Source organism: Vibrio sp. D3 (assembly GCF_043995865.1).
Taxonomy (GTDB): domain Bacteria; phylum Pseudomonadota; class Gammaproteobacteria; order Enterobacterales; family Vibrionaceae; genus Vibrio; species Vibrio diabolicus.
Window position 1 is genome coordinate 558,516 of record NZ_CP171886.1, and the last position, 13,131, is coordinate 571,646.

14 protein-coding genes are annotated in these 13,131 nt (G+C 43.8%); 2 read left to right on the forward strand and 12 right to left on the reverse strand.

The annotated features are described in order from the left end of the window. Window positions 1-19: 19 nt before the first annotated feature. The 9 genes from mnhG to ACHFJ9_RS02415 form a co-directional block, all read right to left on the reverse strand. A complete protein-coding gene (gene mnhG, locus ACHFJ9_RS02375; protein WP_054867462.1) occupies window positions 20-313 on the reverse strand; it encodes a monovalent cation/H(+) antiporter subunit G in 294 nt (97 codons plus the stop codon). After that, entirely contained in the window at window positions 313-591 is a 279-nt protein-coding gene (locus ACHFJ9_RS02380) for a cation:proton antiporter (protein WP_269043622.1), read from the reverse strand. Before ACHFJ9_RS02380 ends, mnhG begins: the two co-directional genes overlap by 1 nt. Beyond that, on the reverse strand, window positions 584-1,060 hold the full coding sequence (locus ACHFJ9_RS02385; protein ID WP_395355070.1) for a Na+/H+ antiporter subunit E: 477 nt from the start codon (window positions 1,058-1,060) through the stop codon (window positions 584-586). The genes ACHFJ9_RS02380 and ACHFJ9_RS02385 overlap by 8 nt, the downstream gene beginning before the upstream one ends. Continuing rightward, complete coding sequence (locus ACHFJ9_RS02390) at window positions 1,057-2,553, reverse strand: Na+/H+ antiporter subunit D (RefSeq protein WP_395355072.1); 1,497 nt, start codon at window positions 2,551-2,553, stop codon at window positions 1,057-1,059. Before ACHFJ9_RS02390 ends, ACHFJ9_RS02385 begins: the two co-directional genes overlap by 4 nt. Then, window positions 2,550-2,903 (reverse strand): Na+/H+ antiporter subunit C, encoded by a 354-nt coding sequence (locus ACHFJ9_RS02395; RefSeq protein ID WP_395355074.1) that lies wholly within the window; start codon window positions 2,901-2,903, stop codon window positions 2,550-2,552. Before ACHFJ9_RS02395 ends, ACHFJ9_RS02390 begins: the two co-directional genes overlap by 4 nt. Next, the gene (gene mbhE, locus ACHFJ9_RS02400) at window positions 2,903-5,572 is read right to left on the reverse strand and encodes a hydrogen gas-evolving membrane-bound hydrogenase subunit E (protein ID WP_395355076.1); all 2,670 of its coding nucleotides are present in this window, start codon (window positions 5,570-5,572) and stop codon (window positions 2,903-2,905) included. The genes ACHFJ9_RS02395 and mbhE overlap by 1 nt, the downstream gene beginning before the upstream one ends. 166 nt (window positions 5,573-5,738) lie before the next feature. Then, entirely contained in the window at window positions 5,739-5,930 is a 192-nt protein-coding gene (locus tag ACHFJ9_RS02405) for a hypothetical protein (protein WP_005392611.1), read from the reverse strand. Between the two features lie 110 nt (window positions 5,931-6,040). Further along, complete coding sequence (locus tag ACHFJ9_RS02410) at window positions 6,041-6,976, reverse strand: universal stress protein (protein ID WP_258660348.1); 936 nt, start codon at window positions 6,974-6,976, stop codon at window positions 6,041-6,043. A gap of 396 nt (window positions 6,977-7,372) precedes the next feature. Beyond that, window positions 7,373-8,092 (reverse strand): SDR family oxidoreductase, encoded by a 720-nt coding sequence (locus ACHFJ9_RS02415; RefSeq protein WP_046875926.1) that lies wholly within the window; start codon window positions 8,090-8,092, stop codon window positions 7,373-7,375. 135 nt (window positions 8,093-8,227) lie between these two features. On the opposite strand from ACHFJ9_RS02415, the gene ACHFJ9_RS02420 reads away from it, so the two are divergent. Continuing rightward, complete coding sequence (locus ACHFJ9_RS02420; protein ID WP_395355079.1) at window positions 8,228-9,136, forward strand: LysR family transcriptional regulator; 909 nt, start codon at window positions 8,228-8,230, stop codon at window positions 9,134-9,136. Between the two features lie 90 nt (window positions 9,137-9,226). Here ACHFJ9_RS02420 and ACHFJ9_RS02425 read toward each other — a convergent pair whose 3' ends face one another. Beyond that, window positions 9,227-10,000: an AraC family transcriptional regulator gene (locus ACHFJ9_RS02425; RefSeq protein WP_395355081.1), complete on the reverse strand. Its 774-nt coding sequence runs from the start codon at window positions 9,998-10,000 to the stop codon at window positions 9,227-9,229. 99 nt (window positions 10,001-10,099) lie between these two features. Between ACHFJ9_RS02425 and ACHFJ9_RS02430 the strand changes: the two genes are divergently transcribed. After that, the gene (locus tag ACHFJ9_RS02430; RefSeq protein ID WP_134645543.1) at window positions 10,100-11,236 is read left to right on the forward strand and encodes a multidrug effflux MFS transporter; all 1,137 of its coding nucleotides are present in this window, start codon (window positions 10,100-10,102) and stop codon (window positions 11,234-11,236) included. 116 nt (window positions 11,237-11,352) lie between these two features. Here ACHFJ9_RS02430 and ACHFJ9_RS02435 read toward each other — a convergent pair whose 3' ends face one another. Beyond that, a complete protein-coding gene (locus ACHFJ9_RS02435) occupies window positions 11,353-12,456 on the reverse strand; it encodes an alpha/beta hydrolase (RefSeq protein WP_134645542.1) in 1,104 nt (367 codons plus the stop codon). Between the two features lie 223 nt (window positions 12,457-12,679). Next, on the reverse strand, window positions 12,680-13,090 hold the full coding sequence (locus ACHFJ9_RS02440) for a hypothetical protein (protein ID WP_006741077.1): 411 nt from the start codon (window positions 13,088-13,090) through the stop codon (window positions 12,680-12,682). Between the last annotated feature and the right edge of the window lie 41 nt (window positions 13,091-13,131).

The window sequence follows — 13,131 nt, forward strand, 5'->3', positions numbered from 1 at the left end:
TGGTTAAACAAGAAAAAACTTAATCATTGCGCCAAATCTTATATCCGACCTCTCGCATTGCTCTGCCGAGCAAGTGGGAGGCGACAGGCGCCGTGAGAACGATAAACAACATCGTACCGATAACTCGGGAGATCACGGTGACTTCAGGAATTGAGAGGGCAACCGCTAGTAGTAAACAACTAACTCCGACGGTACCGGCTTTGGTTGCGGCATGCATTCGGGTATATAAATCTGGCAACCGCAACACACCTAAACTAGCGCTTAGAATCAATAACGTCCCTAAACATAAAAACAGCCCAATCAACACATCCATTATTCTCTCTCCTTCCTTTTAACGATCAAACGCGCAAATGCGATTGTGCCAAGAAATGCGACCAAACCTAATGTAATGGCGATATCTAACAAGGCATCCTCACCACTGTCTAAGGTGTAAACCGTAATAAAACCGATGGTGATAAATGAAATCAAATCTAACGCCACAACTCGGTCAGCCAGCGTTGGTCCTAAAATTAAACGGAAGAAAGCCATAACAAAACTGAGTAATAGCCCTGCATAGGAAAAAGTGACACTTATTTGCAGCCAACTATCCACGCGTCACCTCCAAAATTCGATGCTCTAATCCGTTTTTAATTCCACGGATAACTTCTTCATGCTCAGGCGCAAACATGGCATGAACGATAAGATGCTTTTTATCAGGCGTAACATCCAAACTGAGTGTGCCCGGTGTTAAAGAAACCATATTCGCAAGTAAGGTGATTTCAAGGTCTGAATCGACGTCCAAAGGGACATAGACGATATCTGGCTGGCTCAAATGCGTTGGCGTCACGACATCCCACACGACTCTTGCAACCGATATGATCATTTCATAAGCGAAGTACACCAGTAACTTGAATGCCGACGCAAAACGTCGAAAGTAGCTGGTTTTTAATCCAAATGGTTGGCTCAACCGTAAGGCAAAAAAACCGACCGTAAATCCGACAACAAAATTCAGACTCGAATAGCTGCCGTTTAACATCATCCATGCTAATGCTAAGAAAAGATTGAGGAATAGATAGATCATGGATTTCCTCCCAATACCGCTCGAATGTATTCATTCGGATTTAACAGTTGTTCAGCGGCTTGAACAGAAAACTGATAAAAAGGCTCCGCCACCAAGCCTATGACCAACGTGAACATGGTCAATACGGCAATTGGAACGCAATACAACCAATGTACTTTGACCTGCAGAGTCTGTTCTGTTTTCTCCCTAAACGGCTTTTTCCAGAATGCCTCACTCCAAATTTTCGTCATCGAATAGACGGTAAGCAACCCCACCAATAGCGCAGTACCTGCTAACCAGTAATATTCAGCCTGTATGCTCGATTTGATGACCAAGAATTTGCCCCAGAAACCAGAAAGCGGCGGAAATCCTGCCAGAGAAAACGCAGGGACAAGAAACAAGAACGCTAACCAAGGCATTGCTTTATATACCCCGCCCAAATGTTCAAGTTGACTAGACCCATATTTGCGCTCAATAAAGCCACCGATTAAGAACAAATTCGCTTTTACAATGATGTGATGAACAATGTAGAAAATAGCGCCAGCTAAAGCTAAAGGAGTGTAAATCGCTAATCCCATTATCATGTAACCTATTTGGCTAATAATGTGAAAAGAAAGAATTTTCTTAATGTCGAATTGACTTGCCGCCCCCAAAACGCCAGTTAACATGGTGAGGCCAGCAATCCAAATCAACGTCGGCTGCCAACCACTCTCGGCGAGCGGAAATACTAATGTGAAGACTCGTATTAACGCGTATACGCCGACTTTAGTAAGCAACGCAGCAAACAGCGCTGCCACACCACTTGGTAAGGTGTGATAAGAAGCTGGCAACCAAGCAAATAAAGGAAAGAGTGCCGCTTTGATAGAAAAGGCAAACAAAAACAAGGCGGACAACATCATGTTGATGCTCAGTTCGCTCTCTCCCGCTTTGGTATAGAGATCGGCCAAGTTCAAGGTGCCCGTAGCGCCATACAACAAACCGATGGCAAGTAAGAACACTAGCGTCGAAATCAGGTTCAACATCACATACTTCACTGCCCCATCAATTTGAGTTTTCGTTGCATCTAATACCATTAAACCAAATGACGCGATGAGCATGACCTCGAACCAAACATACAGATTAAAAATATCTCCGGTGAGGAACGCGCCATAAACACCAGCAAGCAACACGTGCGTCAACGCATGGTAATTGCTATAGGAAGGTTTTCGGTGAAGGTCCGCCATGGCATAGAAAACACATATCGCACCAATCACCGCCGTAATCATCACCATGGCAACGCTGAAGTAATCTGCGACAAAAACGATACCAAACGGTGCTTGCCACTGGCCAAAAGCAACGGCTTGAATACCATTACTTATGATGTTTTCTGTGAGAAGGCCTGCGACAACAAGGTTCAAAATCGCACTCGCGCCACTTAACCACTCAGCACTTTTTGTTGAGCGACGTACAAAGAAAATGGTCAGCGCCGTACTCAATGAAAGAACAACAGGTAACGTCAGCAAAATCGAACTCATTGACCCTCCTCAGAACGTTGCATTTCATCGACATCTGCGGTTCCAGAATCTTTATAAGCTCGATAGAGCAACATTAAAGCAAAAATAAGTAGCCCAAAACCGATGACTATCGCAGTTAAAATTAGCGCTTGAGGTAATGGGTTTGCTGCGCCATCTGGTGGCAAAATAGCATTATCGCCAATCAGTGGCGGCTCTCCAGGAGTCAGCCTTCCCGCTGTAAAAATAGCAAGGTTAACCGCACTGCTGAGTAACATGATACCGAACAAAAGACGCAAGATATGCTTTTCCAGCATTAAGTAAACGCCTGCGGCGACAAATACTCCAACGACAACACTCCAGACTATTTCCATCACTCTAGCTCCTCATTAATACGAAGCAGCATCCCCATCACGCCACCTATAACGGCAAGATAAACACCAACATCAAAAACCAACGGCGTACCCAGTGGTATCACATCTTTCCACCACAGTCCGGTCAAAAACGGTTTATCAAACGCAAAGCTCAAAGCACCAGATACTAAGCTCAATGTAATGCCAGATAACGCAATGAAAAACGGCTTGAAATACAATCTAGAACGAACGTATTTCGGTGATTCCGCGAACATGAGAAGCGATAAGCCAATAACGGCAATCAATGCACCAATGAAGCCACCACCCGGTTCGTTATGACCACGTAATAACAGATACACTGAGAACACGAGCATGAGCGCCGCGACGATATGTGCCGTGGTTGCAAAAATTAATGATTGAATACGGTTTTGCTTTTTCGCTCTTGTCTTAAGCAAGCTCACTGCTGCAATCCCAGCAATGACAACGACGACAACCTCTCCCAATGTATCAAACGCACGAAAGTCGACCAGAATAACGTTAACAATATTGCGCCCATGCCCGCCTGGGACACTATTTTCCGCAAAGAATTCCGACACCGATGAATCCATCGGCTGGGACGTGATTCCTAACAAGAGGAAAGTAATCGAAACACCTATCACGCCCGCTATACAAACATTCGCCAATTTGCGTTTTATTGAATGCTTGGGCACGGTGGTTAAACGCGGCATATGACGCATTAACAATGCTAAAAAGACCACCATTAATGTTTCCACTAACAGTAAAGTCTTCGCGACGTCCGGAGCACTGTAGATCATAAAAACAAGCGTGGTCATAAAACCAATCATACCTAGCGCAGAAATCGCAAGAAGCCTTGAGTGAGACAACGTACATACGAGCGCTGCACCAATCAGCAATAAGGCAATGCCAATCTCATAGAAAGCCACGTTTGAAAGCTGTTCAAACAAAGGCAGAGGAATAAATGCTACCTGACCAAGTAAAGCGACGGCGAGTACCGCGAAAAATAGCAGGACATAACGACTCAACTTCTTTTGCTGCAACAGCGCCGTTTGCCACTGCGCCAGTGTCATCATGTCATCTAATAGTCGTTCAAAAACATTCTCCGCTTTGGGGACGAATAGATGTAACCGCTGAAAAAATGCAGACACAGTAGGATAAACACGGTACACCACATACCCCAATACTAGCGTGATAACGCTTAGGACCAGCGGTACATTCACACCATGCCATAATGATGTCACTTTAATATCGGCTGCAGGCAGAATGTCAGCAGAGCCAGGAAAGATGATGTGGTGATCTAACCAATTTAAACCGACTAACGGAACGATGAGACTGCCAAGTGCCAGGAGCAAAGGCGAGATCCACATGGCTTTTTTTGTCTCAACTGGCTTCGTTTCAATTGGCACGAGATCACGGCGAGCAAAGAATGGTCTCGCAATAAGCATAATGGTTAGCGCAACCATCAATATATTGACCATTAAAAGTACAAAGGCGATCCAGTTATTGAGCTCTACGGCGGCTTTGTACATGTACTCTTTGCTCAAAAAGCCTAACAACGGCGGAAACCCAGCTTTCGACAATGCTGCCAGACTCCCCGCAACCATGCTGATGACGAGCACTGACTTCAAGCCGTACAGTTGATCAATATCTCGTGTTCCTGTCGCTTTGTCGATATTGCCCACCACCATAAACAGCGCTGCTTTATAGAAAGAGTGAGCGAGAATAAACATCAATACTGCACTCACGGCCAAATCTGTGCCCATACCTAGTAATAATGTTAATTTACCCAAAGCAACATTCGTGCTGTAGGCTAGCATCAGCTTCAAGTCAGTTTGTTTTAATGCGACAAACGTGCACCAAACGGCGGTGATACTCCCTGTGATCACTAGGGCATAAAACCAAACCTCGCTATGAGCATAAACTGGCGATAAACGCGCTAACAAGTAAATGCCCGCCTTTACCATTGTTGCCGAGTGTAAATACGCACTGACTGGAGTGGGCGCTGCCATCGCGTTAGGTAGCCAAAAATGAAACGGGAACTGCGCAGATTTAGTAAATGCACCAAGTAGTATGAGCACGAGAGATGGGATAAACCATTCATGCTGCGCAATCGTGTCCGCCTGAGCGATGATCGTATGTAACTCATAACTCCCTGCCATCGCTCCCAACAAGATAAGACCAGCTAACAACGCTAATCCACCAGCACCTGTAACGATCAACGACTGCAGTGCATTTTTTCGTGACGTTGTGTTTTCGTGATTAAAACCAATCAGTAAGTAAGAAGTGATGGTGGTGAGTTCCCAGAAAACAAATAACAACAGGATGTTATCGCTCATCACAATCCCTAGCATGGCAAGCATGAATAGGGTTAGGTATAAATGAAAGGAAAATCGGCTATCACTCTCTCGTAAGTAAGCCAAAGCGTATATTTGGATCAGTGCGCCAATCCCGCTGATCAGCCCAGCAAAAAGGAATGACAGACCATCTAACCTAAAGCTGAAGTTAATATCGAGGCCAGGTATCCATTCCGCATTCCAGCTTACGCCTGCGGGTGTGTAGATGTAAAAAAGAAAAGAGAAGATTAAAATTGGCAGCACAGGGAAAATCAGTAAGACCAACTGATTATCGAGATTTTTCGGCAGGTTTTCTTTACCCGTTATGCTATTCAACATCGCAGCCCATTCATTTTTATAAGAAAGTTCGCCCTATTTGGCGCAAAGATAAAAAGCTCCACTTGATTGTTTTAGCCCAAGTATTTCAAAAAAGATCATAAAACCAAGGGATAAGTAGCAAACAGCAATCACTGAATGCTACTTAAAGGAACGTTAATACAAACAGCTACTTGCTGTCCGCTACGGTGTAAGAACGTAGATCACTACTTACGTGTTCTCGACTGAATGTGTATGGATTATCGTCATCAGTTAACTCGAACGCATCGTAGGTGCAGTCACCGATATCATTTCTCGGACAAACATAAACGTTCGAACGTTCTATCATTTCTGTGTGGCATTTCGGGCATAGGTTTTTCATGTCACTCTCCTCTGATAACTTATTGATACACTGATAATTCCATGTTCTAGAACTCCGTCTCCCTCCTTTACCTAAAACAACCACTTAAACCCAGGTTTGTTACACACCAATTACTGAATCGGCGATACAAAACCATCGGGCTTAAGAGCGACCAAACTACAGTTTATAGATTGCAAAATGTTTTCAGCCGTATTACCAATGACGTAGCCAGATATCCCTGTTCTCGCTAAGGTACCCATGACTAGAACGTCCACTTCTATGCTTTCTACGTAATCCGGGATTTTTTCATCAGGCTTTCCGTGTAAATGATGAATCACAATTTCACCCGTAATCCCCGACTCTTCCAGCAGTTGTTGTAGAGCTTGTTTATGATCGGCTTTTGCTTTGTCGAGTTCATGTTTCAACTCAGCGTCATCGACTTGAATCCAAGCATTGTCATGTAGGTAATTCTCTAAGTAATATTCCCAGCAAGAAATCACATGTAAACGACTGTCACAGGTGTCGGCTATTGAACGAGATAATTCAAGTAAACGCACCGCTAATGAGTGCTGTTCATCGCTCACCGTTAACGGATCTATAGCAACAGCCACACGGCGTTTGTCTCTCGGCTTATCAATCGGTCGGTGTAACCATAATGGACAAGGACATTTGCGTAACAGTGTCATATCAATGGCTTTGAAGCCTTCAGCGCCTTCACCGAGTGGTTCAGCTTCTTTGATGATAAGATCTTTGTTGTCAGCTAATGCTTCTTTAATGATACAGACAGCGGGTTTTTCACTGCTTTTCACAGTAAGAGGAAATGCCAGATCATCTTCAGAAAGATCGAGCTTCTGTCTGTATTCCTGAATGCTTTGTTTGAGGGAGTCTTGTAGCGATTGCTCATAACTTTGCTGATACTGGAGCATATCCGCGGGGAAGTCGGGGCACGCAATTAGCCCTGAAACAGGCACTTTGTTGCTGGATGCGATCCTCATCGCTTGTTCGAGCGCCTCACTATGACCAGGCAATCCTTGTGTTGCAAAAAGTATGTTCGCGAATCGTTTCATACACACCTCCTTGTTTGGTTAAATATTAACCACCCACAAAGTATAATACCTAACGGATAATTGTAACGGCTTGTGACGTTGATGAAATCAATTCTCATTAAGCTATGGATATTGCTTCATTTTGCTTTACGTCACCTTCTCCTTTTCTTTACGACTGTGGCCCGCTGACCCCAATAGAGCGACATACTAAAAATTGAGACCAAATAAAAACCCAAATTACTCAAAGTTTTTTCTCACCTTGAGTAACTTGGGTATAAGCAATAACACACTTAGGCTACGGACTTAAATGGGTAACCTAAATTTTCATACGACTTAGTTGAAAGATGCCATATCAATCACGAATCGGTGTGCAAATATTCACAGCCCTAATGATCCAGAAGTCGCTGTAAATTAATGTTAAGGTTGCTGTTTTGTCGGTGCCAAAGCAATTTCGCGAACACATACACCTTGCGGTTGCTGATAAGCAAACAGCACTGCTCGTGCAATATCGTCGGCTGCCAACACGCCCCCCATATCCTCTTTCCAAGCATCATAGCCATCTTTAATATCTTGAGACGTAGTATGGGAAAGTAATTCAGTTTCCACAGCGCCAGGTGCAATAGTCGTAACGCGAACATTCGATGATGCGACTTCTTCACGTACGTTTTCAGAAATCGCATGAACCGCAAATTTGGTACCACAGTAAGCGGCATGATCAGGGAATGTTTTCTTGCCCGCAATAGAGCTGATATTAATGATCGTACCACTGTTGCGTGCTTTCATCGGTGCTAAGACGGACTGCATACCATTGAGCAAGCCAAGTACGTTCACATCAAACATGCGCTTCCACTCCGATGCGTCCTGAGTATCTATCTGGCCTAGAAGCATAACGCCTGCGTTATTTACAAGTGCATCTACCGGACCATACAACGCTTCTGCTTTCTCAATTGCCGCTTCAAAAGAAGCTTTATCGGTCACATCTACCTTTTCACAAAGCGTATTTGGTAAGTTTAATGCTTCTAAACGTTCTACACGTCTTGCTAACAAAAGAAGAGCATGGCCCTGTTCGCTGAAATGACGTGCAATCGCTTCACCAATGCCTGAACTAGCGCCTGTAATAACAATTAACTTTTTCATTTTGAATCCTTAATAGAACGGTTTACCTCAATGGCGATAAGTTTAAGAAAACTTTGTTTGTTGATATATACCGACCTAGTTGAAACACTGTTGTTATACTGCAACAATACTTTTTTGAATTACGCAGAAGTCATCATGCAAACACACATCAACCTTGCGGATATTCGCTCTTTCGTCCTAATCGCTCAACTAGGAAACTTCACGAAAGCAGCAGAGCAACTTGGCGTTTCTCGCTCACACGTTTCACGTCAAATAACAAATCTGGAACAACAGATTGGTGTCACTTTGCTACAAAGGACCACTCGAACACTGAACCTCACCGAAGCAGGCAAGGTTCTGTATAAACAGTGTGAAACTGCCCTTCATAATATTGATCAAGCTGTTATGGCAGTGGTTGATGATGTAGAAGAATTAAGAGGCGAAATTCGTATCAACTGCGTGGGGGGTTATTTAGGAGAAGACGTTGTTGCAGATATCGTTTCTCAGTTTCTAATCCAACACCCACAAGTGAGCATTAACTTAGATTTCAGCAGCCATCGTGTCGATTTAATCGCGGATGAATTCGACATCGCTTTTCGAATGGGAAAGTTAGACGACTCCAACTTTATCGCTCGCAAACTGATCGATGTGGAAATGGGGACATACGCAAGCCCAAACTATTTAGAAACATATGGCTATCCTTCACATCCAAAGGACTTAGAAAAACACGTTTGTTTGACAGGTAGTGTGACACGGTGGGCATTTGAGGATACGAATACAAAGCAGTCGACGGAACACCAGATACGTGGACAGTTACGATGTAAGAGTGGCAGAGTAATGATAAAAGCAGCGTTGGCGGGAAATGGTATCATCCGTGTGCCAGCGCTTTATTGCCAACAAGAACTCCAGACAGGCAAGCTAAAAGAAGTGTTTACCGACTGGAGCATTCCGAGTGTGGAGTTTTCACTCCTTTACCATCACGACCGACATCAACCAAAACGCATCCGAGCCTTTATTGACTTTGCTACTCAATATTTTCGTCAGCTGCCGAGTAAACACAAGTAACGTGCACGTTGGTATCTCTCTATGTACGCTTCATAGGCTGAGCCTATGAACCTAGGATTTGTTCTAGAAAGAGTGTGAGTATTTTGATGCTTAGGGCTTGGTTTTCATAAACGTCAGAGGTGTTTGCCCAGTTTGCTTTTTGAAAAATGCAATAAAAGCACTGTCTGACGAAAACGCCAGCCAATCAGCAACGGCGCTGACTTGCATTCCCGTTGATAACAATTCAACTGCTTTTAAGAGCCTCCACTGTTGACGCCAATCTTGATAATTCATACCCGTTTCCGACTTAAATAATCGTGTTACCGTCTTAGTACTTGCCCCCACTTTGTCTGCAAGAGTAGTAAGCGAAGGAGCGAGAAATGAAGGTTCCACCACCTCTCGGCGAAACGTTGCTAAACGCCGATGTGATGGCAAAGGCAACTGAAACGAATAACGTTTCGCAGCATAAAACTCCTCCCAAAAAAGCGCCGTCGTATTTACCATCTCGCTGTTAGGTTTACCCCACTCCCAAAATGACATTTTATCAATGAGGGCTTGGAGTAAAGTATTTACTTCTATCATCGTGATCTTACTCGGACACGCAAACACCTCACAATCAAAATACAAAGATCGATACGCAACCACATTCGTCATCAGTGCGCGATGCGGCGTATTAGGTGGGATCCAAACCGCCTTTGTCGGGGGCAGAATACAAATCGAATCTTTCAGAGCAAAACTCATACAACCTTGAGATGCGTACAACAATTGCCCTTTCTTGTGCTGATGCATACCTGAGTCGTGCTTGCCAATATCCGCAGCAATTCCCACTACACAATTAGAAATTTTGTCTGCGTCAAATTGTGTTTCTTCGTCAATAAGTGCCATTTTGTCCGAATGTTGATGTATTTGGTTTTTATGTTGTTATTAGATCAATCATAGCCTCATTTATACTGCCCGCCAACTTCATTAACGATGGGTAACAATATGAATACTAAGCCCTCTTTATGGCTCATGCTGGTTATGTTGATGTTTCCACAAATTGTAGAAACCATCTATAGCCCAGCGTTGAGCTCAATCGCTCTATCATTTGATGTAAACCACGCACAAGCAGCCCAAACATTGTCGATTTACTTCCTAGCTTTTGCCATTGGCGTTGTAGTTTGGGGAGTGCTCGCAGATAAACTGGGAAGAAGGCCTACCATGTTAATTGGGCTCTTTATCTATGGTTTTGCGTCTTTACTCGCAACTCAAACCGAGAGTTTTGCTGTTGTCATGGCTGCGCGAGCCCTGAGCGCATTTGGTATCGCGGTAGGTTCCGTTGTCACACAGACCATGCTTCGTGACGCGTTTGACGGTCAAGAACTGAGTAAAGTCTTCAGCTTAATGGGGATGGGTATATCAATCAGCCCGGTAGTTGGCATGCTATTAGGCGGGCAGCTTACAGCGCTTGGTGGATACCGTTATGTGTTTTTTGCCTTGTTTTTAATCGCGTTATTATTGCTCGCTTATAACGTTATTAAGCTTCCTGAAACACAGAAAGAACAGACACCAGTACGGTTGCGTCAACTTAGCTGGAAAATGGTAAGAGACGCGCGAATTTGGCGCTCAGGATTACTGGTTGCTTTGTATAACATTGCTCTATTTTCTTATTACCAGCTTGGCGCATTTACTTTCTCAGCACTTGGGTATAGCTCCGAACAATTTGGATACAGTGGCATGGTACTGGGGTTAGGCACTCTGCTTGGGAGTTATTTAAACAAATCCCTAGTGTCTAAAAATGTTCGAAAAAACCAACTACTTTGGCTCTCCGCAGTATTGCTTAGTTTGGGATCAGTCGGTGTGTTGATTCTGAGCCAATCAATCTGGTTTGTTGCTCCAATGATGTTAGTCGTCATGTCGTATGGGATTGCGATACCCAACATACTCAGTGATGCACTCGTTGATTATAAACAACAGGTAGGTAGCGCAGGTGCTTTATTTGGGCTCATGTACTACATCATGATCGGGACGGGATTAGCGATGGCTGGAACAGTACAAAACTTAGGTGTCGTTCTATTAGCATGTAGCTGTTTAGCGATTTTATTAGCGTTTTCTACAAAACAAGTTCATACCGACTTGTGAGTATAATAATGAAATACTCTCCGTAATGGTTCACCGAGAATCTAGAGAATTTTTCAATCAATAGGAACTGAGGAGCACAATAGTAACCGCTCCTCAGTTGTCTTCTAGAGGGCGATCTAAACTAAATTAACCTTAAAGAAGCTCTCTAATTTATCAAATGGGATCACATCCAATTGATCGTAGAGATCCGTATGATTCGCATTTGGAATGATCATCAATTCTTTAGGCTCTGCCGCCGCTTCATACGCCGTTTCACTGAAATAGCGAGAGTGCGCCTTTTCGCCATGAATGAACAACACTGGGCGTGGAGATATCTCTTCAATGTAGGTCAGAATTGGCATATTCATAAACGACAGCGGCGTTGTGAGTGTCCATGCTGCATTTGAATTAATGGCTCGTGGATGAAAGCCACGTTCAGGAGACTTGTAATAGGCTGCATACTCAACAACAAATTGGGGCTCACCTCCAACTAACTCAAGCGATACTGGCCCGTAAGTAGGTGTTCCATTTTCGGCATCTTCCCATCGTTGCAGGCTTAGCTGCTCTAACGTTTGCGTGCGCTGTTCAAACGTCGTACTGTCGTTATAGCCTTTAGACATTACACGGGTCATATCATACATCGTACTGGTTGCGACTGCTTTGACGCGTTTATCTGCAGCAACTGCGTTTAACGCCATGCCGCCCCAACCACATATGCCTATCACACCAATTTTCTGACGATCAACGTCTTTCTGTAGGCCAATAAAGTCCACAGCTGCGCTAAAGTCCTCTGTATTGATATCAGGTGATGCAACGTTTCTTGGTTCACCACCACTCTCTCCGGTATACGATGGATCAAACGCTAAAGTAATGAAGCCTCGATCGGCTAATGTTTGAGCATATAACCCTGAAGACTGCTCTTTCACAGCGCCAAATGGACCACTAATGACGATAGCCGCAAGCTTGCCACTTTTATTTTTAGGTCGATAAAGATCCGCTGCCAACGTGATGCCATAACGGTTTTTAAAACTCACTTTGCGATGTTGAACTTGGTTACTTTTCGTAAATGTTTTATCCCAGGTGTCACCAAGATTTATTTGCGTCTCAGCTTGAACGGAACTCGTTGAGAGCGATCCGACCCCCATAGCAACCACGCTGGCACCCGTCATTTTCATCATATTGCGACGACCTTCATCAGGTTCATCTTGGTAACTTGCTTGATTGTCGTTCTGGCTTTTCATGGTAGACACTCCTAATTAACGTAACACACGATGAGTACAGTACGCGGAGGCTTTATCGCTCCTACTTTACTGACACGTACATTGTTGCAACTTTCGTATTTTTTCGTTAACCAGATACTACGCATTGCTTGCCTAATCTTCCGAAGATTGGTCTAAACCTCTTCTAACGTTAATTAAGGCGTAAATAAAAAGCGCCTGTCGGCGCTTTAATTATCCATAGATCTTATTGCCATGTTGGCTCGCCAAACTCTTCACAACGTTGCTTGTCGTAATTTTCAATGCGCCCGCGTTTACCTACAAACTGAACCTGAACAACCATTCCAGCTTCAACATATTCACTAAAATAATCGCAAGAAACACGAAAACTAGTATCGCGTATCACAATTGGTACCCATTCATAGCCGCCGCTGCGTGGTAAGTAAGACTTGAAGGTAATGACCCCATCATCTGAAACGTTGATTTCTTCATCATATTCATTCAACTTATAAAAGCGTTGTCCATCAAACTCTGCCTTTGCTTTTTCAATTATTTCCTTCGTTGCTGTCGATTGCATCGGCGTATTTGACACCAGTTGACACCCAACAACAGATGTCAATACGGACAAAGCCAAAGCGAGTTTAGTTATTTTATTCATTTACCTAACCACTGTATAATTATTCAACACTTACCATTTTA